Annotated in this window: 24 protein-coding genes; 12 read left to right on the top strand and 12 right to left on the bottom strand. The window is 59.9% G+C overall.

Features of this window, described 5'->3' with window-relative positions; genetic code table 11:
- The first annotated feature begins 19 nt into the window (after positions 1-19).
- The 8 genes from BM70_RS0117280 to BM70_RS0117245 all read left to right on the top strand — a co-directional run bounded on the left by BM70_RS0117280 (position 20) and on the right by BM70_RS0117245 (position 6,045).
- Positions 20-601: a YjfI family protein gene (locus tag BM70_RS0117280; protein WP_025857167.1), complete on the top strand. Its 582-nt coding sequence runs from the start codon at positions 20-22 to the stop codon at positions 599-601.
- Between the two features lie 17 nt (positions 602-618).
- Complete coding sequence (locus tag BM70_RS0117275) at positions 619-1,317, top strand: PspA/IM30 family protein (protein ID WP_025857166.1); 699 nt, start codon at positions 619-621, stop codon at positions 1,315-1,317.
- Between the two features lie 56 nt (positions 1,318-1,373).
- On the top strand, positions 1,374-1,934 hold the full coding sequence (locus tag BM70_RS0117270) for a rhomboid family intramembrane serine protease (protein WP_025857165.1): 561 nt from the start codon (positions 1,374-1,376) through the stop codon (positions 1,932-1,934).
- Positions 1,935-2,006: 72 nt separating this feature from the next.
- The gene (locus tag BM70_RS0117265; protein ID WP_025857164.1) at positions 2,007-3,041 is read left to right on the top strand and encodes an ion channel; all 1,035 of its coding nucleotides are present in this window, start codon (positions 2,007-2,009) and stop codon (positions 3,039-3,041) included.
- Positions 3,028-3,702 (top strand): DUF2491 family protein, encoded by a 675-nt coding sequence (locus tag BM70_RS0117260; protein ID WP_025857163.1) that lies wholly within the window; start codon positions 3,028-3,030, stop codon positions 3,700-3,702. The genes BM70_RS0117265 and BM70_RS0117260 overlap by 14 nt, the downstream gene beginning before the upstream one ends.
- Positions 3,703-3,717: 15 nt before the next feature.
- Positions 3,718-4,146: a DUF350 domain-containing protein gene (locus tag BM70_RS0117255; protein WP_025857162.1), complete on the top strand. Its 429-nt coding sequence runs from the start codon at positions 3,718-3,720 to the stop codon at positions 4,144-4,146.
- An 18-nt stretch (positions 4,147-4,164) separates the two neighbouring features.
- Entirely contained in the window at positions 4,165-4,875 is a 711-nt protein-coding gene (locus BM70_RS0117250) for a DUF1190 domain-containing protein (RefSeq protein WP_025857161.1), read from the top strand.
- 12 nt (positions 4,876-4,887) lie between these two features.
- Positions 4,888-6,045, top strand: coding sequence for a glutathionylspermidine synthase family protein (locus tag BM70_RS0117245; RefSeq protein ID WP_025857160.1), 1,158 nt, complete (start codon positions 4,888-4,890; stop codon positions 6,043-6,045).
- 89 nt (positions 6,046-6,134) lie between these two features.
- On the opposite strand, the gene BM70_RS0117240 is transcribed toward BM70_RS0117245, so the two are convergent.
- From BM70_RS0117240 to BM70_RS0117185, 12 genes are all read right to left on the bottom strand, one after another.
- Positions 6,135-7,223, bottom strand: a complete 1,089-nt coding sequence (locus BM70_RS0117240) for a macro domain-containing protein (RefSeq protein WP_025857159.1) — start codon at positions 7,221-7,223, stop codon at positions 6,135-6,137.
- Positions 7,220-7,864, bottom strand: a complete 645-nt coding sequence (locus tag BM70_RS0117235) for a DUF4433 domain-containing protein (RefSeq protein WP_025857158.1) — start codon at positions 7,862-7,864, stop codon at positions 7,220-7,222. The genes BM70_RS0117240 and BM70_RS0117235 overlap by 4 nt, the downstream gene beginning before the upstream one ends.
- Positions 7,861-8,433: a DarT ssDNA thymidine ADP-ribosyltransferase family protein gene (locus BM70_RS0117230; RefSeq protein WP_025857157.1), complete on the bottom strand. Its 573-nt coding sequence runs from the start codon at positions 8,431-8,433 to the stop codon at positions 7,861-7,863. Before BM70_RS0117230 ends, BM70_RS0117235 begins: the two co-directional genes overlap by 4 nt.
- 779 nt (positions 8,434-9,212) lie before the next feature.
- A complete protein-coding gene (locus tag BM70_RS0117225) occupies positions 9,213-9,989 on the bottom strand; it encodes a S24 family peptidase (RefSeq protein ID WP_025857156.1) in 777 nt (258 codons plus the stop codon).
- A 213-nt stretch (positions 9,990-10,202) separates the two neighbouring features.
- Entirely contained in the window at positions 10,203-10,730 is a 528-nt protein-coding gene (gene ppa / locus BM70_RS0117220; RefSeq protein WP_025857155.1) for an inorganic diphosphatase, read from the bottom strand.
- Positions 10,731-10,839: 109 nt separating this feature from the next.
- On the bottom strand, positions 10,840-11,655 hold the full coding sequence (locus tag BM70_RS0117215) for a zinc-dependent peptidase (RefSeq protein WP_025857154.1): 816 nt from the start codon (positions 11,653-11,655) through the stop codon (positions 10,840-10,842).
- A 6-nt stretch (positions 11,656-11,661) separates the two neighbouring features.
- On the bottom strand, positions 11,662-12,318 hold the full coding sequence (locus BM70_RS0117210) for a DedA family protein (protein WP_025857153.1): 657 nt from the start codon (positions 12,316-12,318) through the stop codon (positions 11,662-11,664).
- A gap of 310 nt (positions 12,319-12,628) precedes the next feature.
- Positions 12,629-13,087 (bottom strand): N-acetyltransferase, encoded by a 459-nt coding sequence (locus tag BM70_RS0117205; RefSeq protein WP_025857152.1) that lies wholly within the window; start codon positions 13,085-13,087, stop codon positions 12,629-12,631.
- Positions 13,088-13,179: 92 nt separating this feature from the next.
- Positions 13,180-14,013, bottom strand: coding sequence for an ethanolamine ammonia-lyase subunit EutC (eutC, locus tag BM70_RS0117200; protein ID WP_025857151.1), 834 nt, complete (start codon positions 14,011-14,013; stop codon positions 13,180-13,182).
- On the bottom strand, positions 14,010-15,404 hold the full coding sequence (locus BM70_RS0117195) for an ethanolamine ammonia-lyase subunit EutB (protein WP_025857150.1): 1,395 nt from the start codon (positions 15,402-15,404) through the stop codon (positions 14,010-14,012). The genes eutC and BM70_RS0117195 overlap by 4 nt, the downstream gene beginning before the upstream one ends.
- 64 nt (positions 15,405-15,468) lie before the next feature.
- Entirely contained in the window at positions 15,469-16,902 is a 1,434-nt protein-coding gene (gene eat, locus BM70_RS0117190; RefSeq protein WP_025857149.1) for an ethanolamine permease, read from the bottom strand.
- Positions 16,903-17,127: 225 nt separating this feature from the next.
- On the bottom strand, positions 17,128-18,648 hold the full coding sequence (locus BM70_RS0117185) for an aldehyde dehydrogenase family protein (protein ID WP_025857148.1): 1,521 nt from the start codon (positions 18,646-18,648) through the stop codon (positions 17,128-17,130).
- A gap of 273 nt (positions 18,649-18,921) precedes the next feature.
- Here BM70_RS0117185 and BM70_RS0117180 point away from each other — a divergent pair, with 273 nt between their 5' ends.
- The 4 genes from BM70_RS0117180 to BM70_RS0117165 are packed head-to-tail and all read left to right on the top strand — an operon-like array spanning position 18,922 to position 23,151.
- Positions 18,922-20,841 carry a sigma-54-dependent Fis family transcriptional regulator gene (locus BM70_RS0117180; protein ID WP_025857147.1) on the top strand — a complete coding sequence of 640 codons (1,920 nt, stop codon included), beginning with the start codon at positions 18,922-18,924 and terminating at the stop codon, positions 20,839-20,841.
- A 57-nt stretch (positions 20,842-20,898) separates the two neighbouring features.
- Entirely contained in the window at positions 20,899-22,248 is a 1,350-nt protein-coding gene (gene mpl / locus BM70_RS0117175; protein WP_025857146.1) for a UDP-N-acetylmuramate:L-alanyl-gamma-D-glutamyl-meso-diaminopimelate ligase, read from the top strand.
- Entirely contained in the window at positions 22,245-22,874 is a 630-nt protein-coding gene (gene ubiX, locus BM70_RS0117170) for a flavin prenyltransferase UbiX (RefSeq protein ID WP_025857145.1), read from the top strand. Before mpl ends, ubiX begins: the two co-directional genes overlap by 4 nt.
- Positions 22,867-23,151 (top strand): YceK/YidQ family lipoprotein, encoded by a 285-nt coding sequence (locus tag BM70_RS0117165; protein ID WP_025857144.1) that lies wholly within the window; start codon positions 22,867-22,869, stop codon positions 23,149-23,151. Before ubiX ends, BM70_RS0117165 begins: the two co-directional genes overlap by 8 nt.
- Positions 23,152-23,188: the final 37 nt, after the last annotated feature.

Below are 23,188 nucleotides of genomic sequence, written 5' to 3'. Positions count from 1 at the left end.
AAAGCCATCGAGCTTTTACATGAAACAGATGCGCGCGGGCCTGGCGGCCGCCGGCTACGTGAAACACGAGACTTGGGTGCTTCCCGAAAATCGAAGCCTGCTCAAGCAGATGGAGAAACAGCTTCGCCAGCCGATTCTGGCTGGCTCATTCATGTCGGAGAATTTCATGAGCGCAGGTACCAACTGGAATATCGATCGCCTCTTCACGGCGCTTCAGGCCCTGGACGAAGTGGTCTCCAACGACATTACGCTTTCTCTGGTTCAGGGCTCCGAGTCGAGCATCAAGCTGGAAATGAACGACTTCGGTGGCTTGCCGATTTACATCGCGGTGGTGGGCGAGCAGATCATCGTCGATACCGTGCTGGTCGACGTCGAGTCCATCAACGACGTCGTGAAATTCAATGACGCGGTGTTGCGCAGCCGGGAAATGTTCCCGCTGTCCTCGATCGGTATCGAGTCCATGCCGAATGGCCAGGTGGTCTACAACATGTTCGGCGCGTTGAGCTCCGACTCCAGCCTGACCAACATCGTGACCGAGGTCAAAACCCTGGTCGACAACGTGCAACGCGCCAGCGAAGCCTTCGAACGTTTCTTCAATTAAGTATTCTGGAGTATCCAATGACTCAGTCCATCTGGAGCAAACTGTTCACCGCGCTGCGTGGCGGTGCCAGCGAAGTCGGCGAATCGATCGTCGACCAACAGGCCCTGCGCATCCTCGATCAGGAAATTCGCGATGCGGACACCGCGCTGGCCAATGCCAAGCGTGAGCTGGTCAGCATCATGGCCAAGCACAAACTGGCAACCGATCGTGTCAACGAGTACGACGCCAAGATCAAGGACCTGGAATCCAAGGCAGTCGCTGCCCTGCAGGCCAATCGTGAGGACCTCGCCCTGGAAGTGGCCGAAGCCATTTCGACCCTGACCAACGAGCGGGATACCGAGCACAAGCAGGCCACCGAGTTCGGCGGCTATGCGGACAGCATGCGCAAGGACATCACCAAGGCCGAAAGCCGGATCAAAAGCCTGCGCCAGCAAGTGGACATGGCCAAGGCACGCGAAAGCGTACAGAAGGCCCAGGTCAGCGCCTCCATCGCCAGCGGTGGTGCCAACGGCAAGCTGGAAACCGCCGTCGGTACGCTGAATCGCCTGCAGGCCAAGCAGCAGCAACGCGCTGCTGAACTGCAAGCCCAGGATGAACTGGTCGAGGCGTCGACGAGCACTGACCTGGAACGCAAGTTGCGCGAAGCCGGCATCACGCCGAACGAAGGCAGCGCCAATGCGATTCTGGAACGCCTGAAGCAAAAGTCGGCCGAGTAAGCAACGGCGGCGCTGGAAGGGCAGTGTCTGCCCTTCTTTTTTATGTCGAGGTCAGGATGGATACCCTGAAGGGTTTCAAGACAATCGCAGGCCTGGCCCTGTTCATGGTTGCCCTGCAACTGCTCAATGTCGCGACCGGTTACAGCCTCCTTGCATTCGGCCTGGTTCCGAGAACGCTGCAGGGGCTGTTCGGCATCCTCTCTTCACCGTTTCTGCACGGGTCGTTTGCCCACCTCAGCGCGAACCTGATTGCCTTCTTGATCCTGGGCACCCTGGTGATTGTCGAAGGGCTCAATCGATTCGTGACCGTCAGCGCGATCATCATCCTGCTGGGCGGCTGTTTGGTCTGGCTGTTCGGTTTCGCGGGCGTGCACGTGGGCGCCAGCGGTTGGGTCTTCGGGTTGTGGGCCTACCTGTTATCTCGCGCCTGGTTTCAAAGGAGCTGGAGCAACCTGATAACAGCCGGTGTCGTGGCGGTACTGTATGGCGGACTGGTCCTTGGCTTCCTTCCTCGCCAGGGCGTTTCCTTCGAAGGGCATCTGTTTGGTGCATTCGCCGGATTTATTGCAGCCAAGGTACTTCTCTCCAAACCACGCAGCAGGTTTAATGCCGGCTGAGCGCACTTGAGCATCCAGATGTCGAGGCGAAGACGTCATCAGGAATCAAGTACCCAGGGAGTCAGGGACGAAATGTCGATTTTTCTTCTGTTGCGCATGTACGCTTCCTCCCTCTTTCACCGCTTCGGCTGGGCAGGCCTGGTCATCGCCCTGGGTGTACACCTGAGCACGGCTTACCTGGGCCTGGTGTTGCTGGGCGAACGACACCTCACCGCTGCCGCCACGTTTGTTTATTTCTATCTCACCACCACACTGACCGTCGGCTATGGCGATCTTGCGCCACAGACCTCGGCAGGCAGAGTGTTCGTGGCCACCTGGGTCATGCTCGGGGGCATTGCGCTGCTGACCGCAGCCATCGGCAAAACCACCAGCAGTGTCATCGATGCATGGAGAAAAGGCATGAAGGGCAAAGGCGATTTCACCGGCAAGGTCGGCCATACCGTGCTTATTGGCTGGGAAGGCGCGTCCAGTGAGCGGGTCATTGAGTTGTTGCTGCAAGACGAAACCTCCAACGACAACCTGATCGTCATCTGCGATTGCACCCTCGACGAAAACCCGATGCCAGGCAAAGCGGCGTTCATCCGCGGTGACAGCCTGTCCTCCACGGCGTTATTGCTGCGTGCCGGTGTACCCGGCGCCGAGCGTGTGCTGGTGCGCACTCCGTCCGACGACCTGACGCTGGCCACCGTGCTGGCGGTGAATCAACTGAACCCTGTCGGGCATGTCGTCGCGCACTTCAATGAAAGTGAAATTGCCGCACTGGCCAGTTCCTACGCGCCTAGCCTGGAATGCACCTCCAGTATGGCCATCGAGATGCTGGTGCGCGCCTCTCAGGACCCGGGTTCGTCGGTGGTGATTAATGAGCTGCTGTGCGTAGGGCAGGGGGCCACCCAATACCTGATGAAATTGCCCGAAGCTTTTGAAGCCACCTTCGGCGACCTGTACACCCGGATGAAAGAGCACCACAACGCCACCCTCATCGGCTATCGCGCCAAAGGTGCGCAGCAACCGTCGATCAACCCGCCCAGTGCCACGCGCGTTGAAGGCGGCGAGCTCTTCTACATTGCCTCCACCCGCCTCAAGGAAATCTCCAATGGGATGGTTTAAACAGTTGATGGGGCTCGAGGCCCCGAACGCGAATCCACACTCGAACCGGCCCGCCGCCGAACCCGTGCCGACCACCGGGCCGCTGGGCCTGGCACCGGGCAAAGGCGTGATGTTCGACACCACCCTGAAGTTGTTGCTCGACGGGCATACCTCGGTGGTGATTCCCGGCTCCCAGGAAATCTGGAGCAGCGGCACCGTCGACCTCGGGCAGTCGACCTGGCTGTCGCGCTACTACATGAACGACGAAGATTACTGGTTGCAGGTGCACACCACCGGCGACATCGCCGGGCAGGTCGAGTCCGTGATCCTGTTCAATTACCTGAGTTACGTCACGATCAGCAGCGAAGCTGAACTGCGCCGGTTGGCGGGGCCACAAAGCCCGATCGGCTTGCCGACCTACACCCACGACGGCGTCGAATACACGCGCGTATGGGGCAGCGAGGAGGGCCAGACCGAGCTGGTGGCAATGAGCGAGCACGTGATAAACCCCGAGGATGCCTACAGCGTCGAGCACCGTTCGATGCTATATGCCCGTGACACCGGCCTGACCGATCGACGCGAGTTCCTGCTGTTTTCCGTCGAAGAAGACGCCGAAGGCACCATCAGCCTGAGCACATCGCTGGGCATTTCGCTGTACACAACCGACCTGAACGCGCTCTAAACAAGGAAGCCATTCATGCTAGAAGCTCTCTCCATCTCCCTGAACAAAGCCGCCGTGCTCGGGTTTGTGATCTATATCCTCGGCGCCGCCGTACTGTTCGCGCTGTTCCAGTTCATCTACACCCGCATCACCCCGCACAAGGAGTTCGAGCTGATCCGTGCGGGCAACGTCTCTGCTGCGGTCGCCCTGGGCGGCGCCATCGTCGGCTTCGCCATTCCGGCCAGCAATGTGATTGCCTACTCGATCAGCGTGCTCGACTTCGTCGTCTGGGCAGTGATTGCCGCCGTGGTCCAACTGTTGGCGTTCCTGCTGACCAGCCTGGTGCTCAAAGGCACGTCCGAGCGCATCAAGAATGGCGAACTTGCGGCCGGCATCTACGTGGCCGCCGTGGCCATCAGCGTCGGCATGTTGAATGCCGCGTGCATGACGCCTACCCAGAACTGATCGCGCACGGAGCTCCCGATGAAACGAAGCAAGTACGTCCAGCTGTCGCTGGCAGCGTCGGTCGCCATGGCGATATCCGGCTGCGGCCCGACGGAAAAAACCTACGACCTGCAGAAGAAGTACAACTTCCAGTCTGTTCAGCAGTGCGCCGATGAGAAACTACCGGTGGACGTCTGCTCGGATGCCTACATGACCGCCATGGCCGAACATCGCCGCATTGCGCCGGTGTACGAAAGCCAGGCCGATTGCGATGCCGATTTCGTCGCCGACTGGTGCCAGCAGGACTCCACCGGCAAGTTCATCCCGCGGCTGGGCGGTTTCGAACTGACCGCCGAAGGCCAGGTGACACAATCCCAGGTCGACGCGGCCAATGCTCAAGCCAGCGCCCAGGCGAACAGTGGCGGCTCAGGCTTCTCCACCAGCAGCCTGCTGACCGGTCTGCTGATCGGCAACATGCTGAGCAACAATCGCAACAGCTACCGCTCCGAGCCGGTGTATCGCTATCGAGACGATCGCGGCAATTACGGCTCCTCGACGCTCAACCAGCGCGTCTCCAATGGCGCCACGTTTGGCCGCTCGAACCAGGCCCGCTACGGCAGCAGCAACTACACCAACACGCTGCGCACCTCCGCCAAGTCGAGCTCCGTCGCTTCGGCCACCTCCCGTGGCGGCTTCGGCAGCAAGGCCAGCGCACGCAGTGGCTGGGGCGGCGGCGGGTCGAGCAGTTAAGGAAGGCGGGCCATGAAGAAGATCCACTGCGCAGAACGTCATGACTGGAAACAGACCGCCGACAGCCTCGGCTTTCTGTTCCACACCATCGACGACGAACCCTACTGGGACGAAAGCGCGTACTACCAGTTTACGCTCAAGCAAATCGAGCACGACCTCGAAGACCCGACCACCGAGATCCATGACATGTGCATGGACCTTGTCGCCCGCGTGGTCCACAGCGAAGAACTGCTCGATCGCCTGAGCATTCCCGCGCCGTTCTACGACATGATCCGCACCTCATGGCTGGAAGGCCACCCGCACCTCTACGGGCGCATGGACTTCTCCTACAACGGCACCGGCCCCGCCAAGTTGCTCGAACTCAACTACGACACCCCCACCAGCCTCTACGAAGCCGCGGCGTTCCAATGGGGCTGGCTGGAACAATGCATCGAACGCGGCCTGCTGCCCAAGCACGCCGACCAATTCAACAGCATCGACACCAAACTGCACCAGGCCTTCGCCCAACTGCAGGTCAACCAGCCCTTCTACTTCGCCTCCATGAAAGGCTCGGTCGAAGACAAAGGCACCACCGACTACCTGCGCCTCGTCGCGGAAAAAGTCGGCATCGAATCACGCCACATCGACATCGAAGACATCGGCCTGACCGCCGAAGGCCGCTTCGTCGATCTCGAAGATCGCTGGATTCCCCACCTGTTCAAGCTGCACGCCTGGGAGTTCATCTTTCACGAGCCCTTCGGTGCTGCGATTGCCCAGAGCGACACGCAGTTTTTCGAGCCCGCGTGGAAATCGATTCTCTCCAACAAAGGCATCCTGCCGCTGTTGTGGGAATTCAACAAAGGGCACCCGAATTTGCTGGCGGCGCACCTGGATACTGAGCCAGGTAAAGCCGTGCCGAAGGGTTGGGTGCGCAAGCCGTTCTTCTCGAGGGAAGGGGCGAACATCGAGCTGCAAACGGCGGATGGAGTGGTTGTGAAGGAGGACGGGCCGTATACGGATGCGCCCTTTATTCTTCAGGAGTTCGCGCCGCTGCCGCGGTTTGGGGACAGCTACACGTTGATCGGGTCTTGGGTGATTGGGGATCAGGCGGCGGGGATTGGGGTGCGGGAGGATAATAGTTTGATCACGAAGGATTCGAGCCGGTTTTTGCCGCATTTGATTTTGGATTGAGGAAGTCTATAGGGCTTCTCAGTCAGGACTAGTCGGACCGCCTCAACCGATTGGCTGAATGCCCGCGTCGGCGGGCAGATTTCTGACCCTCAGCAAGTAGTCATCTGAGCATTTGAGTGGTTGTGTGTAAGCCGTTTGAGTGCAATCTCAAGCGCTTGGTCGTCGAACAGCTTGTTCTTACGAGCACCAGCTCCAGCTCCACCCTCCCAGTGCTTCAATGCTTCGCGCACAGCAGGGACGCTAGGGGAGACATTTTTCTGGCTCAGCAACCAATCGACTGTCGCCAGCAACTCCATACCGAACGGGGACTCAAAGCCGTCAATCAATTCGGCAGTGCACTCCAGGGCTTCGGAGTATTCCTTGGCTTCTGTTTTAAGATAGGTTTGTAGAAAGGCTTTGCGGTCTTGGTCGAACCAGATCACATCGCTATTTTCCGCATCACCGATGCGCTTATCGCAATGCAGATAACTACCGTCCAAGTTGTTAAGCAGATGCTCTAACCGATTGGCATATGGCCCGTACTTGTGAGCAACGAACTTAAGGTCCAGCGGGTTCTTGAGGTCTGGCCGTTTCTCAATAGCACGCTCCAGAAACCACGCCAGCTTCTGAATCTCAAGCAGGCTGCATTCCATACCCAACACCCAGTATCGCCGTACCAGTTCCGCAATAAGTGCGCGAGCTGGTGTGAGCTTCTCCACGCCGCTACGTTTGGCGACATTCAGGTACTGATTGGAAGGCTCAAATACCAATACGTCGACATCCAAATCACTCAAGACATTAACAATCTGTTCGCGAACGTCTGGCCATTTCAGGCCACCGTTACCTGCACCCAACGGTGGAACCGCCACAGATTTCACATGATTGTCGATCAAAAAACGACGTAGGTCGTGTAAACCTTCGGTTATCCATGCCATCTGCGACGGCGATCGCCAGTGACGTTTGGTCGGAAAGTTAACGATCCATTGAGGACCTTCCAGTTCGTTGACCGCAGTGACATGAACCTTGCCGGTTTCTACCTCGCCAGCCTTGCAGGCCGCTGCGTAAAGGCGATAGTTTTCTGCAAAGCGCTCTTTGAACATCAGCGCAATGCCCTTGCCCATCACGCCTACGGTATTAACCGTGTTGACGAGGGCTTCGGTGTTGGCCTCCAAAAGGTTGCCTTGAGTGAATCTGATCATTGGAAATACCATCCCGGACGCGCATGCACAGACAACGTCAGGCCTCTAGCGGCAACGTCCTGCTGTATGCGTTCTTTCATCGCATCGGTGTAACACATGATGCCAAGGAGTCCTGTAATCGGTAGGTGGTGGTGAATCAGCGCTTCAGCTTGATAACGCTCCATTTTTCGAGGGTCATCGGGGTCACGTTTGAAGTCGCGTCGTTGAAGGATAGACCAATCGATCTCATGGAGATTCGCCAAATCGCTGTAATAGTCTGTCCAATCCGGGTAGGCGTGTGCGTTTGTGAAGACGAACGGTAGGCCAAGCTCGGCGACGCGGTGGAGGCTTGAGACGAGAATTACGATTTCGTCATTGTTGCGCTGCTGAACGCTCCACCCGGAGTGAATATTTTTCATCATCACAGAGAAGGGGGTGAAATAGAAGGGCACGTAGTCTGACAAAAATCCTGCAGGAGCAATTGGCACACAGCGGTTGCGGCGTTTGTCGATTAAATCAACATTTCCTATGTTCACATACTGCGGAGCCTGCACCTCGGAGCTGGCGCAATGCAGGCCGTTGTCCAGAATCCAGGGCAGATTGTCACGATGAACGATCCGCCAGATCAGAGCCTTTCCTGGATTCAAGTTGCTATAAATCATCTAAGAAACATTCCCCGATTCACTCCGATTTGTACATTAACACCGGCCTCGCGCATTTTAGACTCACAGAGGGCTTCTACTTCGGCATTAGAAACAAAAACCTTGAAGAAATCGTTAGGGGAAACCACGCCAGGCGATAGGCACTCAGCCATACAGATGCTCTTGCATTGAGGGTCATGGTAATCCCTGGCATTCATGACCTCCCAGTTGATGGCCTTGAAGCCCTCGGCATAATCGAGCAACTGAATGGCATCGTTAGCCAATGGATGGCGGGGAATGACCTTCCATTGTTTTCTAATTGCTACGTTTCGATGAACCGTAATCACAACAAATTGGGTGTGGGGCCTTCTACGTTGAACGCTTCCATCGAATGGGTTTGCGGCAAACCAGTGGAAAGGTACGTACTGCTCAAGTGCGAGACCTTGTCGTTTTTTCAGTATCTCGGCATCAGCCACATCTTCGAACGCCTTGAGTTGCGCTCGCGGTTGAAGTCCGTTCTGAAAAATACTGCTCAGGTTTTCTAGCGAGGTGAGGTGGTAGAGAAGCTTTTGTTCCTTGATATCCGGCATATCGGTCTCCTTGACCTATGTATGAGCTGAAGTTGTTTTATTCCTGCTCGCTCATCAGTTGGCAGGATGAGATGAGTGATTCTATTGTGATATCAATTTGATTCGCAATGGCCATCCTTAATGTGGTGAGATGTTGAAAAACCAAGCGAGTCAGTCGTCCTGCAGCGTTCTCGACTTCGTTGTGCCAGCAGGTTAGATCCCTTTCATTTTCGAGGCATTTCCTAGAGAATTTCAGCCGCTTGCGCCAGCGGAATTCCGTGACTAGGCTGCGATCCGTCACTGCATATTCAGTGGTCGGGTTTAGTCGCCCGGATTCGATTGGCGCATAAGCAACCCATGACCAAGCACCCCTTCGCCTGCATCTTATGGTGGCTGTGCGCAGGGCACCTCCGGGTGCGCCGCAAAGGGCGGTTATGCATTTGGTGGAGATGGCGAAGATGGTGGCGGATCGGGCTGTGGAGTGTTTGCAGCCCACGTAAGGCGATTCAGAGAAGGGCAATGTATAGAAGCCCGTTTTTGGTTATTCAATTGTCCAACAGCTTGTTGGACAATTGACTTGAGGGTTTTACGGGCATTAAAAAGCCGGCTTGTGGCCGGCTTCTCGGGGACTGCTTCAGCTTGTTTTTGACAAGCCTCACCAGCCTTCAAATCGCTCAACCCACATCGCGTCGGGCTGAATAGTAGGGGCATCCGCGGGAACTCCTCCGCTTCGCCGGGCAAGGTGGATAGCGCAAAGCCACCCCCTGCCAAATGTGGGCCGCATGATACCCACATTCACCTCAGTTGCCCACCTCCGGATCCGATTTAGAGCCTTCCCAGCCCAACAGGTGCTCATCCAGCGGCACGGGCGGGCGGCGGTTATTCAACGTGGACCACCAGAACACCCAACCCACGATCTGGAAGTTCTGTTCAAACCGCTGTTCGTACGTCAGGTACTCGTCGGGATGCTCGCTGGCATTGTGACTGCGCATGCGCAAACCACCCCCGGGTCGGTTGTAGAGGTATTTGATGCGCAGCATGCCGTCGTGCTCTACCGCGTAGATCTCGCCGTCGATGATTTGGGTGCGGCCTCGGTCGATGGCGAGAGTGGCGCCTTGTTGGATGATGTCGATCATGCTGTTGTCGACCATGTAGGCGCCCAGGGCGCGGTCGGGATTTACGTTGAGGGTCTGGAGGGTGTGCAGGGAGACGCGGATGCGTTCGGTGGAGGTGAATGAGGGGTGGAGGTCGATCTCCACGTCGATTTTTTCCGGGTGGCAGGTGGGGCCTGTGAGGTATTTACCGCTTCCTTCGCGGGTGGTGGGCAGTCCTTTTCGGGTGTCCGGGCCTTCCAGTCGGAAGTTGGCCGGTGGGTGTTTGGGGCCTTCGCCGGTGCGCAGCCAGCGGCTGGACACGCACAACAGTTCTGCGAACTCGTTGAGTCGGCCCATGGGGATGCCGCGCTTGAACCAGTTGTTCACGTGCTGAGGCGTGACGCCGCGGTTCTTGGCGAAGTCGGAGGCGGAAAGATGGACTTCCCGCAGTAGCGCTTTTAAACGATCACCTGATTTATTCATAAACGCAGAGTTTACTGGCCGGGGAAACAGATCAAATAAACCATGCGTTGAGTTGCGCTTGTAGGTCTTTGCTTAGTTGTAGCCCGATACTTCGGATTGCGATCGAAGTTAAACGTTGTTTATAAAGTATTGATCTGGCCGTTTAATTTTTCCCACAAAAAAGCCCCGAATGATCGGGGCTTTTTCAATTGCCGAGGCAATGAGGAGCGGGTATCAGCCTTTGTAGGCAGCGACCGACTTGAGGATCTCGGCGCGGGCGGCGTCTGCGTTGCGCCAACCGTCGATCTTCACCCATTTGCCTTTTTCGAGGTCTTTGTAGTTCTCGAAGAAGTGCTTGATCTGCTCCAGCAACAGTGGCGGCAGGTCGGTGTATTCCTTCACGTCCACGTACAGCTGGGACAGCTTGTCGTGTGGAACTGCGATCACTTTGGCGTCGCCGCCGCCGTCGTCGGTCATGTTCAGGATGCCGACCGGGCGTGCGCGGATAACCGAGCCTGGGGTAACCGGGTAAGGGGTTACGACCAGCACGTCGAGGGGGTCACCGTCGTCAGCCAGGGTGTTGGGGATGAAACCGTAGTTGGCCGGGTAGAACATCGGGGTGGCCATGAAACGGTCAACGAACAGGCAGTCGCTGTCTTTGTCGATTTCGTATTTGATCGGCGCGTGGTTGGCCGGAATCTCGATGGCGACGTAGATGTCGTTCGGCAGGTCTTTGCCAGCCGGAATCTTGCTGTAGCTCATTGGGCGTTGCCCCCGTTAGTTGGCCAAGAAACTTGGCCGGATTGGCCTAAAAGTGGCGGCGATTATAGGCACATTCCGCCGCCGATGCCATGCGCCAGACGTCGTACGGTCATTCGCCCTGTGGCTGATAACGCGGGTCGCTGGCTTGCAGTTGGGTGAGGCGGGCCAGGGGATCCTGGCGATAAAAGCGGCTCAGTTGGGCATACACCTGTGGATAACGGTTGACCAGTAAATCCGGGGCGCTGAAAAAATATTCGCTGGTGACGGCAAAGAATTCCGCCGGGTTTTCGGCGGCGTAGGGGTCGATCTCGGTGTCGGCGTCCGGGTTGGCGTCCAACTGGCGGTTGAGGTCGTCGTAGGCGCTTTGCATCACGCTGGCCCATTCCTGCACGCGCATGTCGTTGTGCAGCGGTGGCAGGCCGTTGGCGTCGCCGTTGAGCATGTCGAGCTTGTGCGCCAGTTCGTGGATGACCAGGTTATAGCCTTCCCAGTTGCCGCTGGCGAGCACGCCGGGCCAGGCGAGGATCACCGGGCCTTGTTGCCAGGCTTCACCGCTGTGTTCGCCGTCCCATTCGTGTTCGATGCCGCTGCTGTCGCGATGGCGCTGGGGGCTGACGAAGTCGTCGGGGTACAGCACGATTTCGTGGAAGCCCTGGTACCAGTCGAGGTCGCCGAGGTTCATCAGCGGCAGTTGCGCCTGGGCGGCGAGCAGCAGGCGTTGTTCCTGGTGCAGTTCGACGCCGGGCAGGGCAGTAAGGTGTTTTTCGGCGAGGAACACCACGCAGGCTTCGCGCAGCCACTGGTCCTGCTCGGCGGTGAGGCCGTCGAGGAAGGTCAGGTGGTGGCGCACCCGCTGCCAGGTGTCATCGGCAATCGGGTGCTTGGCCAGCAAGCGCTGGCGACGCCAGGCGCTGAGGGACCACATCGGCGCTTACTGCGACTTGGCTTCGGAGGACGCGCGGCCAAAACGGCTGCGAAACACGCCAATGATCATCGGCACCAGCGACAGCAGGATGATGAACACCACCAGCAGCGACAGGTTTTTCTTGATGAACGGCACGTTGCCGAAGAAGTAGCCCAGGGTCACCAGGCCGCCGACCCAGAGGATGGTGCCCAGCACGCTGAACCCGAAGAACCGCGGGTAAGGCATTTTCGCGATGCCGGCGACGAACGGCGCGAAGGTGCGCAGGATCGGCAGGAAGCGCGCCAGGGTCACGGTTTTGCCGCCGTGCTTGTCGTAGAAGTCGTGGGTTTTTTGCAGGTAGTCGCGACGGAAGATTTTCGAGTTCGAGTTGTTGAACAAGCGTTCGCCCACCGTTCGCCCGATCACGTAGTTGGTACTGTCGCCAAGGATCGCCGCCAGCATCAGCAGGCCGCCCAGCAACACCGGGTCCATGCCGCCGCCTGCCGCCACGGCGCCGGCAATGAACAGCAACGAATCGCCCGGCAGGAACGGCATGACCACCAGGCCGGTTTCACAAAAGATGACCAGGAACAGAATGGCGTAGATCCACGGACCGTAATTGGTTACCAGCAGGTCGAGGTAGACGTCGAGATGCAGGATAAGGTCGAGCGGGTTGAAATCCATGGATGGCACCTGTGTGAACGGCCCGGCTCAGCAGGCCTGTGCGGAAGCTCGGGTAATAAGGCTACAAGTGTATGCCGCATTTCTTACAACCCTGAAAGGTCCGCATTATACGGATTGGGAGGTGAAAAGCGTGTGGGTTTTGTAGCGGGGGATGTCGTGCAAAGGCATTCGCAGGCACAACACTATCTGTAGGAGCTGGCTTGCCGGCGATAGCATCACCTCGGTCTCACTGATATACACCGAGGTGCCTGCATCGCCGGCAAGCCGGCTCCTACAGAAGCCTGCGTCGACATTAGATGGGTGTGTGGGGTCAATCTTCGCTGATCGGCAGCGTGTAGTTCTTGAACTCGGTGTCTTCGCGGAACCCGATCGACTCATAGGTCTTCTGCGCCACGTCGTTGTCACTGCTGGTCGACACCCGCAGCCGCACCGCGTGGGTCTCCTTGGCCATCTTCTTCGCCGTGCGCATCAGGTTGTCCGCCACCAGTTGCCGGCGCGCATCTTCAGCCACGTAGATGTCGTTGAGGATCCACACGCGCTTGAGCGACAACGACGAAAAGCTCGGGTACAGCTGGCAGAATCCGAGCAGCTTCTTGTCGTCATCGTCGGCCAGGGCCAGGTAAATCACCGATTCCTTACGGCGCAGGCGTTTCTCCAGGAAGGCCCGCGATGAGTCCGGAAAGGGCAAGGCGCCGTAGAACTCACGGTATTTGACGAACAGTGGGGTCAACAGGTCCAGGTGTTCCAGGGTCGCTTGAGTAATCCGCATGCCAGGCCTCAACTTCCAAATGGGGTATGACCACACAAGCGGCCGTGACTCGATGCTGCCTAATGGCGCGAAAAAGCGCAATCGTGCAGCGATCAGTCATCCGGTGAACTGAGCAGGAAATTGCCCTTCATCAGGTCCGGTTCGTCGGATTCAAGGGTCTGAACCTGCGCCTCGTCCTTGAGATTGACCCCCGACAATTGCCGCCGACATGCCTCTCGCATCAAGTACAGCAACCGATGGGCCGCCATGCCGTAGCTGAGGCCTTCCAGGCGCACGTTGGAGATGCAATTGCGATAGGCATCGGTGAGGCCGACCTTGGGGTTATAGGTGAAATACAGGCCCAGGCTGTCCGGTGAACTGAGCCCGGGCCGTTCGCCGATCAAAATGACGGTCATTTTGGCCCCGAGCAACTGGCCCACCTCATCCGCCACCGCCACGCGGCCTTGTTCCACCAGGATGACCGGCGACAAGGACCAACCGTCTGCGCTGCTCTGTTCCTCCAGGCGTGTCAGAAACGGCAAGGTGTGCTTATGCACCGCCAGGGCCGACAGGCCATCAGCGACCACGACCGCCAAGTCCACACCGCCGGGATTGGCCGATGCATGATCGCGCAGCAGCTGGGCCGACTCATCGCTCAAGCGCCGTCCCAGGTCCGGGCGTTGCAGGTACATGTGACGGTCAGTGGCAGCACTGTGCAGCAACAGGCTGTCACGCCCGCGTTCGGCCAACTGGCTACTGAGGCCGGCGTGGTCAAAGGGCAAATGCACCGCGTCCCGCGCCTGGGCGTGGGCGAACTGGAAATCCAGCTGCGCGTTGGTGGGGATGCTGGTGCCGGTGCGGCCCAGGGCGATACGCGCCGGGGTCAGGCGGCGCAGTTCCAGCCAAGGGTTGTCAGGCAGGTCGAGTTGCACGGGCGGCTCCTTCATCCCAGTTGCGCCAAGGCTTGGCGAAATGCCGGTGGCAGGCTGTTGCCGAAGTGCACCTTGCCGTCGGCTTGCGTGAAGATGCCCATCTTGGCCAGCCACTGTTCAAACTCCGGCGCCGGCTTTAAACCCAATGTCTGGCGGGCGTACAGGGCGTCGTGGAACGAGGTGGTCTGGTAATTGAGCATGATGTCGTCGGAGCCGGGGATGCCCATGATGAAGTTGATCCCGGCCACGCCCAGCAGGGTCAGCAGGGTGTCCATGTCGTCCTGGTCGGCTTCGGCGTGGTTGGTGTAGCAGATGTCGCACCCCATCGGCACACCGAGCAGCTTGCCGCAGAAGTGGTCCTCAAGGCCGGCGCGGATGATCTGCTTGCCGTTGTACAGGTACTCGGGGCCGATAAATCCTACGACGGTATTCACCAGGAACGGTTTGAAATGCCGGGCCACCGCGTAGGCGCGGGTTTCGCAGGTTTGCTGGTCGACGCCAAAATGCGCGTTGGCCGACAAGGCGCTGCCCTGGCCGGTTTCGAAATACATCAGGTTCTGGCCCAGGGTGCCGCGATTAAGGCTCAAACCCGCTTCGTAACCTTCCTGCAGCACGCTCAGGCTGATGCCGAAACTGGCATTGGCCGCCTCGGTGCCGGCAATCGACTGGAACACCAGGTCCAGCGGCACGCCACGGTTGATGGCCTCGATGGAGGTGGTGACGTGGGTGAGTACGCAGGCCTGGGTCGGGATTTCATAGCGTTGGATGATCGCGTCGAGCATCTCCAGCATGGCGCAGATCGAGGCGATGCTGTCGGTGGCCGGGTTGATGCCGATCATGGCGTCGCCGTTGCCGTACAGCAGGCCATCGAGAATGCTCGCGGCGATGCCGGCCGGTTCGTCCGTGGGGTGGTTGGGCTGCAGCCGCGTGGATAACCGCCCGCGCAGGCCCATGGTGCCGCGAAACTGCGTGACCACGCGGATCTTCTGCGCCACCAGCACCAGGTCCTGCACGCGCATGATCTTGGATACGGCGGCGGCCATTTCCGGGGTCAGCCCTGGCGCCAAGGCGCGTAGGGCATGTTCGTCGGCCGCGTCGCTGAGCAGCCAGTCGCGCAGGCCGCCGACAGTGAGGTGGCTGACGGCGGCAAACGCCTGCTTGTCGTGGGTGTCGATGATCAGCCGGGTGACTTCATCGCGTTCATAGGGAATCAGCACTTCTTGCAGGAAGTGCTTCAGCGGGATATTCGCCAACGCCATCTGCGCGGCCACCCGCTCACCGTCGTTCTGTGCGGCGACGCCGGCGAGAAAGTCTCCGGAGCGCGCGGGGCTGGCCTTGGCCATCACGTCCTTGAGGCTGTCGAAGCGGTAGGTCTGGGCACCCACCGCGTGGGAAAAGCTTGCCATACAGTGTCTCCTTGGCGACGCGGGCCCAATGTCAGACTGGCACCCGCGTCGAGGTTTACGGCTATTAGTGCAGGGCGGCCTCTGCGGCCTGGATCGCCGCGAATTCCTCTTCGGGCGTGCCCGCTACCAAGTGATGCCGGCTGTAGAAAGCAAAGTAAGCAATTAATACTCCATAGATGATCGCGGCGCCAATCACCACCCGTGGATCCACCAGGAAGCCCGCCACCACGGCCACGCAGGCCAGTATCAGCGCAATGCCGGAGGTGAAAATGCCGCCCGGTGTGCGGTACGGACGGTCCATTTTGGGGCGACGGATGCGCAGGGTGATGTGCGCGGCCATCATCAGCACGTAGGAAATGGTCGCGCCAAACACCGCCACCAAAATCAGCAGATCACCCTGGCCGGTCAACGACAGGCCAAAGCCGATGATGCCGGGGATCACCAGGGCCAGCACCGGCGCCTTGCTTTTGTTGGTCTCGGACAGTTTGCGCGGCAGGTAACCGGCGCGGGACAGTGCGAAGATCTGCCGCGAATAGGCGTAGATGATCGAGAAAAAGCTCGCAATCAGCCCAGCCAGACCGACCAGATTGACGAAGCTGCCCATCCAGGTCGAGCCGCCATAGGACAGGGCCAGGGCCTCAACCAGCGGGTTGCCGGATTTGATCAGCGCGTAAGTGCCGGCGCCGCCCGGTGCGATCACCAGGATCAGCAGGGCAAAACTGGTCAGCACCACAATAGCGCCGATCAGGCCACGCGGCAGGTCGCGTTTCGGGTTCTTGGTTTCTTCGGCGGCCAGGGGCACGCCTTCTACGGCGAGGAAGAACCAGATGGCATACGGAATCGCCGCCCACACACCCACGTAGCCAAACGGCAGGAAGGTGCTGGCGCCCTTGGCCTCGGTCACCGGGATATCCAGCAAGTTGGCGACGCTAAAGTGCGGCACCATCGCCACGAGGAACACACCCAGGGCAATCGCGGCCACGGCGGTAATCACGAACATCAGCTTCAAGGCTTCGCCGACGCCGAAGATGTGGATGCCGATAAAGATGATGTAGAACGCCAGGTAAATCATCCAGCCGCCAATACCGAACAGCGACTCGCAATACGCGCCGATGAACACCGCGATGGCGGCGGGCGCGATGGCGTATTCGATCAGGATGGCGGTGCCGGTGAGGAACCCGCCCCAGGGCCCGAAGGCGCTGCGGGCAAAGCCGTAGCCACCGCCGGCGGTGGGGATCATGGAAGACAGTTCGGCCAGGGAAAAACACATGCACAGGTACATGGTGGCCATCAGCAATGTGGCGAGGAACATCCCGCCCCAGCCACCCTGGGCCAGGCCGAAGTTCCAGCCGGCGTAGTCGCCGGAGATCACGTAGGCGACGCCAAGGCCGACTAACAGCACCCAGCCGGCGGCGCCTTTTTTCAGTTCGCGTTGTTGGAAGTATTGAGAGTCGACTTTTTCGAAGTCGACAGATGAACTTGTGGGTTCGCTAGACATGGGAAAGTACCGTCCGTTGTTATTGTTTTAACTCGGCCTCTGAGTGCCGAATGCACTTCGCAAGTACTTACAAAGATCATTGTAGGAGCTGGCTTGCCAGCGATAGCATCCGCCCAGTCACTACTGATGTTGGATCACACACCGCTATCGCCGGCAAGCCGGCTCCTACAGTTGAAATGCGACCCATTGTAGGAGCCGGCTTGCCGGCGATAGCGGTTTAACGGTTTAGAAGAAGCCCAGCGGATTAATGTCGTAGCTCACCAGCAAGTTCTTGGTCTGCTGGTAGTGATCCAACATCATCTTGTGCGTTTCACGCCCCACGCCGGACTTCTTGTAGCCACCGAACGCGGCATGCGCCGGGTACAGGTGATAGCAGTTGGTCCATACGCGGCCCGCCTTGATCGCCCGGCCCATGCGGTAGGCGCGGTTGATGTCGCGGGTCCACACGCCGGCGCCCAGGCCGAACTCGGTGTCGTTGGCGATCGCCAGGGCTTCGGCTTCGTCCTTGAACGTGGTGATGCTCACCACCGGGCCGAAGATTTCTTCCTGGAACACGCGCATTTCGTTGGTGCCCTTGAGCAGGGTCGGCTGGATGTAATAGCCGCCGGCCATATCGCCTGTGAGCTTCTCGACCTTGCCGCCGGTCAGCAGTTGCGCGCCTTCGCCCTTGGCGATTTCCAGGTAGGACAGGATCTTGTCGAACTGCTGCTCGGACGCCTGGGCGCCGACCATCGTGTCGGTGTCCAGCGGGTCGCCACGTTTGATCGACTCGATCTTCTTCATCACCACTTTCATGAAGTCGTCGTAGATCGACTCTTCCACCAGGGCACGGGAAGGGCAGGTGCACACTTCGCCCTGGTTGAAGAACGCCAGCACCAAGCCTTCGGCAGCCTTTTCGATGAACGAAGGCTCGGCTTTCATGATGTCGGCGAAGAAGATGTTCGGCGACTTGCCGCCCAGTTCCACGGTGGACGGAATGATGTTCTCGGCGGCCGCATGCATGATGTGCGAGCCAACGGGCGTCGAGCCGGTGAAAGCAATCTTGGCAATGCGCTTGCTGGTCGCGAGCGCTTCGCCCGCTTCCTTGCCGAAACCGTGCACCACGTTCAGCACGCCCGGTGGCAGCAGGTCGCCGATCACTTCCAGCAGCACGTTGATGCCCAGTGGGGTTTGCTCGGCAGGCTTGAGCACCACGCAGTTACCCGCGGCCAGGGCCGGGGCGAGTTTCCAGGCGGCCATCAGCAGCGGGAAGTTCCACGGGATGATCTGGCCGACCACGCCCAGTGGCTCGTGGAAATGATAGGACGCGGTGTGTTCGTTGATTTCGGCGCTGGTGCCTTCCTGGGCACGGATGCAGCCGGCGAAGTAGCGGAAGTGGTCGGCTGCCAGTGGGATGTCGGCGTTGAGGGTTTCACGCACGGCCTTGCCGTTGTCCCAGGTTTCGGTGACGGCCAGCAGTTCGAGGTTCTGTTCGATGCGGTCGGCGATTTTCAGCAGGACCAGCGAGCGGTCCTGGGCCGAGGTCTTGCCCCAGGCGTCGGCGGCGGCATGGGCGGCGTCCAGTGCTTTGTCGATGTCTTTGGCCGTGGAGCGCGGGAATTCGGCGATGGGCTTGCCGTTGACCGGCGAGGTGTTGGTGAAATAGTTGCCATCGACCGGCGCAACGAACTCGCCACCGATGTAGTTGCCGTACTTGGCCTTGAACGAGACGATGGCGCCTTCAGTACCGGGGTGTGCGTAACGCATGGTGGGTATCTCCTGGCTTTTATGTTTATTGGGAGCGCAGCGCAGCAAGCGCTTGATAAAGCGTAGAGCAAAGGTTGGGCCACCGCTTTGTGGGCCAGGGAAATCAAGGGGTTTGGCATTGTTGCAAGGCGTTGCTGTGGCAGGGGTGATACAGGCCATGTGACAGTTTGTGCCATAAACGGTACAGCCTGTGACCGGCGGGTCGGCGTGGGATTGCAATGCCTGGATGGCTGGGGGATGCTGGGGGTTCTCACGCAGGGAGAATAATAAGAAATGCACAACGATCATTTCAGTCGCCATGCCCAGCAGGTGCTCACCGTGGCACGCGGTCAAGCGTTGGCCCAGGGGCCCGCCAGCGATCCGTCCATCGCCCGCTCCTGGCTGCGTTGCCTGGAGGACTACCACCTCGACCCTGCGCAAACCATCGCCCCTACCGTGCTTGAGCACGGCCGCCTGCTGGAAAGCCGCGAGCGCCTGCAACAGGTGCTGCACATCGCCGGCAGCGAGATGAACAGCCTGCATCAGCAGCTCTCGGGTGCCGGCCACGCGGTGCTGCTCACCGATGCGCGAGGCGTGATCCTCAACTGTGTCACCGCGCCGTCCGAGCGCAAGATCTTCGAACGCGCCGGGCTGTGGCTGGGCGCGGATTGGAGCGAGGCCTGCGAAGGCACCAACGGCATCGGCACCTGCCTGGTGGAGCGCCAATCCCTGACCATTCATCGTGATGAGCACTTTCGCGGCCGACATACCGGGCTGACCTGTTCGGCGAGCCCGGTGTTCGATCCCCACGGTGATTTGCTGGCGGTGCTGGATGTGTCATCCGCACGGGAGGCCGTGTCGCGCCAGAGTCAATTCCACACCATGGCGCTGGTCAATCTGTCGGCGAAGATGATCGAGAGTTGTTACTTCCTGCGTCATTTTGAAAACCACTGGTTGCTGCGCTTTCATCTGCAGGCGGAGTCGGTGGGGCTGTTCAGCGAAGGCTTGCTGGCATTCGACGGCGAAGGGCGCATCTGTGCAGTGAACCAGAGCGCGCTGAACCTGTTGAGGCAACAGCGTGACGTCTTGTTGGGGCAGCCGGTGGAGGCGTTTTTCGAAAGCTCCCTGGATCAATTGCTCGGACGCGCCAGCGCCAATGCCACCGCCAGTTGGCCATTACGTACCCGCGATGGCCGGCATTTGTTCGCGGCGTTGCGCGGCCAGGTGCGCGGCGTCCCCACTGCGGTCGCCAAGCCTGTTGTCGCGCAGGGGCCGCGCCTGCCAGGCATCTGCCTGGGTGATCCGGCGCTGCAACAGGACTTCAGCAAGGCGCTGCGGGTATTCGAGCGCGATGTACCGCTGCTGATCAATGGCGAAACCGGTTCCGGCAAAGAGGCCTTCGCCAAAGCGGTGCACCAGGCCAGCCAGCGGGCCGACAAGGCATTCGTGGCGCTCAACTGCGCGGCCATCCCGGAAAGCCTGATCGAAAGCGAGCTGTTCGGCTATCGCGGTGGCAGTTTTACCGGTGCGCGCAAAGAGGGCATGCAAGGCAAGTTGCAGCAAGCCGATGGCGGCACCCTGTTCCTCGATGAAATCGGCGATATGCCTCTGGCACTGCAAACCCGTCTATTGAGGGTGCTGGAGGACCGGCTGGTGGTGCCGCTCGGCGGTGAGCCCCAGGCTGTGAACGTACGAATTGTCAGCGCAACCCACAGGAATTTGCTGGAGCGCGTGCAAGACGGCAGTTTCCGCGAGGATTTGTACTACCGGCTCAATGGCTTGGAAGTCGGTTTGCCCGCGTTGCGCGAGCGCAGTGACAAATCCCAGTTGCTGGATTTCCTGCTGGCCCAAGAGGCCAATGGCGAGCCGGTAGCGCTCGACCCGACGGCGCGCATGGCGCTGTTGGCATTTGCCTGGCCGGGTAATGTCCGCCAACTGCGCACGGTGCTGCGCACATTGGTGGCGCTGTGCGATGACGGACGCGTCGGCCTTGAAGACTTGCCCGCCCAGATTCGCCAGGCCCGCCCTGCGGTCGTCGCACAGGCCAAACCGCTGGAGTCGCCGCTGGAAGACGCCGAGCGCCTGGCATTGCTCACGGCGCTGCAGCAACAGCACTGGCACATGACGCACACGGCGGAGCAGTTGGGCGTCAGTCGCAACACCTTGTATAGAAAGCTGCGCAGGCACGGTATCGCACGGCACGCCCTCAGCTAAAGGGTGCGATTTTCGCCCCCCTGCGCTAACCTGCCTCGATGTTTTACGAGGTCGACTATGCACATTCATATTCTCGGTATTTGCGGCACGTTCATGGGCTCGATGGCGGTTCTGGCCAAAGAGCTGGGCCACCATGTCACGGGCTCCGACGCCAATGTCTATCCGCCCATGAGCACGCAACTCGAGGCCCAGGGCATCGCGCTGACCCAAGGCTACGACCCGGCGCAATTCGACCCGGTCCCGGACCTGGTGGTGATCGGCAATGCCATGTCGCGCGGCAACCCGGCGGTCGAATACGTACTCAATAAAGGTTTGCCTTATGTGTCTGGCCCGCAGTGGCTGGCCGACCATGTGCTGCAAGGCCGTTGGGTGCTGGCGGTTGCCGGTACCCACGGCAAGACCACCACCAGCAGCATGCTGGCCTGGGTGCTGGAGCACGCCGGCATGAGCCCGGGCTTTTTGATCGGGGGTGTGCCGCAGAACTTCTCGGTGTCGGCGCGCCTGGGCGATACGCCGTTCTTCGTGATCGAGGCGGATGAATACGACAGCGCCTTCTTCGACAAGCGTTCCAAGTTCGTTCATTACCGGCCGCGCACGGCGATCCTGAACAACCTTGAGTTCGATCACGCCGACATCTTCCCCGACCTGCCGGCCATCGAGCGACAGTTTCACCACTTGGTACGCACCATTCCAAGCGAAGGCCTGGTGATCCACCCGACCACTGAGCCTGCCCTGCAGCGTGTGATCGAGATGGGCTGCTGGACCCCGGTGCAAACCACCGGCGCGGGCGGGCAGTGGCAGGTCAAGCTGCTCAGCGAAGACGGTTCCCGTTTTGAAGTGCTGTTCGAAGGCGCGGCCCAAGGCATTGTCGAGTGGGACATGACCGGCCAGCATAACGTCGCCAACGCCTTGGTCACCCTGGCGGCTGCGCGGCATGTGGGCGTGGTGCCGTCCATGGGCATCGCCGCGCTCAGCGCTTTCAAGAGCGTGAAGCGGCGCATGGAAAAAGTCGCCGACGTGAATGGGATTACCATCTACGACGACTTTGCCCACCACCCGACGGCCATTGCCACCACCCTGGATGGCCTGCGCAAGCGGGTTGGCGACGCGCCGATTATTGCGATTGTCGAGCCGCGTTCCAACTCCATGAAGCTCGGCGCCCACCGCGATGGCCTGCCGGAAAGCGTCAACGACGCCGACCAGGTGGTCTGGTACGCACCGGCCAACCTTGGCTGGGACCTGCCGGGAATTGCCGCGCTGTGCACGGTGCCGTCCACCGTATGCGACTCCATCGAAGGCATCATCGAACACGTCAAGCAGCAAGCCAAGCCGGGCACCCATGTGGTCGTGATGAGCAACGGCGGCTTTGGTGGCCTGCACGGCAAACTGGCCGAGGCGCTGAAATGAGCGGCCCGGAACGCATCACCCTGGCCATGACCGGCGCATCCGGCGCGCCCTACGGGTTACGCCTGTTGGATTGCCTGGTACGTGAAGACCGTGAGGTGCACTTCCTGATCTCCAAGGCCGCGCAGCTGGTGATGGCCACCGAAACCGACGTGGCGCTGCCGCCCAAGGTGCAGATGATGCAGGCCTTCCTCACCGAGTACACCGGTGCGGCGGCGGGGCAGATCAAGGTCTACGGTAAAGAAGACTGGATGTCGCCCGTGGCCTCCGGCTCGGGGGCGCCGGCGGCGATGGTGGTGGTGCCGTGTTCCACGGGCACCTTGTCGGCGATTGCCACCGGTGCCTGCAACAACTTGATCGAACGCGCGGCCGACGTGACGTTGAAGGAACGCCGGCAGTTGATCCTGGTGCCCCGTGAAGCGCCGTATTCGAGCATTCACCTGGAACACATGCTCAAGTTGTCGAACATGGGCGTGACGATTTTGCCGGCCTCGCCCGGTTTCTATCACCAGCCGCAGACCATCGATGACCTGGTGGACTTTGTGGTGGCGCGCATCCTCAACCTGCTGAACATTCCCCAAGACATGCTGCCCCGCTGGGGCGAACACCATTTGAGCAGCGATGAATAAGGCGCTGCTGCTGGTGCTGGCGTTGCACCTCACGGGCTGCGCTACCGCGCGCACGCTGGACGCAGCGCAACCTGGCGCGCCGGTGGTGTATGCCGGCACGCGCTTGGATCTGTATGCAATGAACGGTGGCTGTTGCGCCAAGGACCGGTTTGGTGCCGAGGCGCCGGCTTATCCGGGTGTGGACCTGCCGGCGAGTGCGTTGCTCGATACCTTGTTGTTGCCGCTGTCGGTGTTGACGGTGTTGGGCGTTGGCTTCAACGCCACAGGTGGCCTTTAGAGGTGTAGTGCCTGGGCTGGCCTCATCGCGGGCAAGC

The sequence above is a fragment of the Pseudomonas sp. CHM02 genome, from assembly GCF_000612585.1.
GTDB lineage: Bacteria > Pseudomonadota > Gammaproteobacteria > Pseudomonadales > Pseudomonadaceae > Aquipseudomonas.
The sequence above is the reverse complement of the archived record's forward strand: the minus strand, read 5'-3'. Positions and strand labels throughout refer to the sequence as shown.

What these genes read in the sequence shown, in the direction of transcription:
- BM70_RS0117280 (WP_025857167.1), top strand. Translation starts at nt 20, where the DNA reads ATGAAACAGATGCGCGCGGGCCTGGCGGCCGCCGGCTACGTGAAACAC.
- BM70_RS0117275 (WP_025857166.1), top strand. Translation starts at nt 619, where the DNA reads ATGACTCAGTCCATCTGGAGCAAACTGTTCACCGCGCTGCGTGGCGGT.
- BM70_RS0117270 (WP_025857165.1), top strand. Translation starts at nt 1,374, where the DNA reads ATGGATACCCTGAAGGGTTTCAAGACAATCGCAGGCCTGGCCCTGTTC.
- BM70_RS0117265 (WP_025857164.1), top strand. Translation starts at nt 2,007, where the DNA reads ATGTCGATTTTTCTTCTGTTGCGCATGTACGCTTCCTCCCTCTTTCAC.
- BM70_RS0117260 (WP_025857163.1), top strand. Translation starts at nt 3,028, where the DNA reads ATGGGATGGTTTAAACAGTTGATGGGGCTCGAGGCCCCGAACGCGAAT.
- BM70_RS0117255 (WP_025857162.1), top strand. Translation starts at nt 3,718, where the DNA reads ATGCTAGAAGCTCTCTCCATCTCCCTGAACAAAGCCGCCGTGCTCGGG.
- BM70_RS0117250 (WP_025857161.1), top strand. Translation starts at nt 4,165, where the DNA reads ATGAAACGAAGCAAGTACGTCCAGCTGTCGCTGGCAGCGTCGGTCGCC.
- BM70_RS0117245 (WP_025857160.1), top strand. Translation starts at nt 4,888, where the DNA reads ATGAAGAAGATCCACTGCGCAGAACGTCATGACTGGAAACAGACCGCC.
- BM70_RS0117240 (WP_025857159.1), bottom strand. Translation starts at nt 7,223, where the DNA reads ATGATCAGATTCACTCAAGGCAACCTTTTGGAGGCCAACACCGAAGCC.
- BM70_RS0117235 (WP_025857158.1), bottom strand. Translation starts at nt 7,864, where the DNA reads ATGATTTATAGCAACTTGAATCCAGGAAAGGCTCTGATCTGGCGGATC.
- BM70_RS0117230 (WP_025857157.1), bottom strand. Translation starts at nt 8,433, where the DNA reads ATGCCGGATATCAAGGAACAAAAGCTTCTCTACCACCTCACCTCGCTA.
- BM70_RS0117225 (WP_025857156.1), bottom strand. Translation starts at nt 9,989, where the DNA reads ATGAATAAATCAGGTGATCGTTTAAAAGCGCTACTGCGGGAAGTCCAT.
- ppa (WP_025857155.1), bottom strand. Translation starts at nt 10,730, where the DNA reads ATGAGCTACAGCAAGATTCCGGCTGGCAAAGACCTGCCGAACGACATC.
- BM70_RS0117215 (WP_025857154.1), bottom strand. Translation starts at nt 11,655, where the DNA reads ATGTGGTCCCTCAGCGCCTGGCGTCGCCAGCGCTTGCTGGCCAAGCAC.
- BM70_RS0117210 (WP_025857153.1), bottom strand. Translation starts at nt 12,318, where the DNA reads ATGGATTTCAACCCGCTCGACCTTATCCTGCATCTCGACGTCTACCTC.
- BM70_RS0117205 (WP_025857152.1), bottom strand. Translation starts at nt 13,087, where the DNA reads ATGCGGATTACTCAAGCGACCCTGGAACACCTGGACCTGTTGACCCCA.
- eutC (WP_025857151.1), bottom strand. Translation starts at nt 14,013, where the DNA reads ATGAAGGAGCCGCCCGTGCAACTCGACCTGCCTGACAACCCTTGGCTG.
- BM70_RS0117195 (WP_025857150.1), bottom strand. Translation starts at nt 15,404, where the DNA reads ATGGCAAGCTTTTCCCACGCGGTGGGTGCCCAGACCTACCGCTTCGAC.
- eat (WP_025857149.1), bottom strand. Translation starts at nt 16,902, where the DNA reads ATGTCTAGCGAACCCACAAGTTCATCTGTCGACTTCGAAAAAGTCGAC.
- BM70_RS0117185 (WP_025857148.1), bottom strand. Translation starts at nt 18,648, where the DNA reads ATGCGTTACGCACACCCCGGTACTGAAGGCGCCATCGTCTCGTTCAAG.
- BM70_RS0117180 (WP_025857147.1), top strand. Translation starts at nt 18,922, where the DNA reads ATGCACAACGATCATTTCAGTCGCCATGCCCAGCAGGTGCTCACCGTG.
- mpl (WP_025857146.1), top strand. Translation starts at nt 20,899, where the DNA reads ATGCACATTCATATTCTCGGTATTTGCGGCACGTTCATGGGCTCGATG.
- ubiX (WP_025857145.1), top strand. Translation starts at nt 22,245, where the DNA reads ATGAGCGGCCCGGAACGCATCACCCTGGCCATGACCGGCGCATCCGGC.
- BM70_RS0117165 (WP_025857144.1), top strand. Translation starts at nt 22,867, where the DNA reads ATGAATAAGGCGCTGCTGCTGGTGCTGGCGTTGCACCTCACGGGCTGC.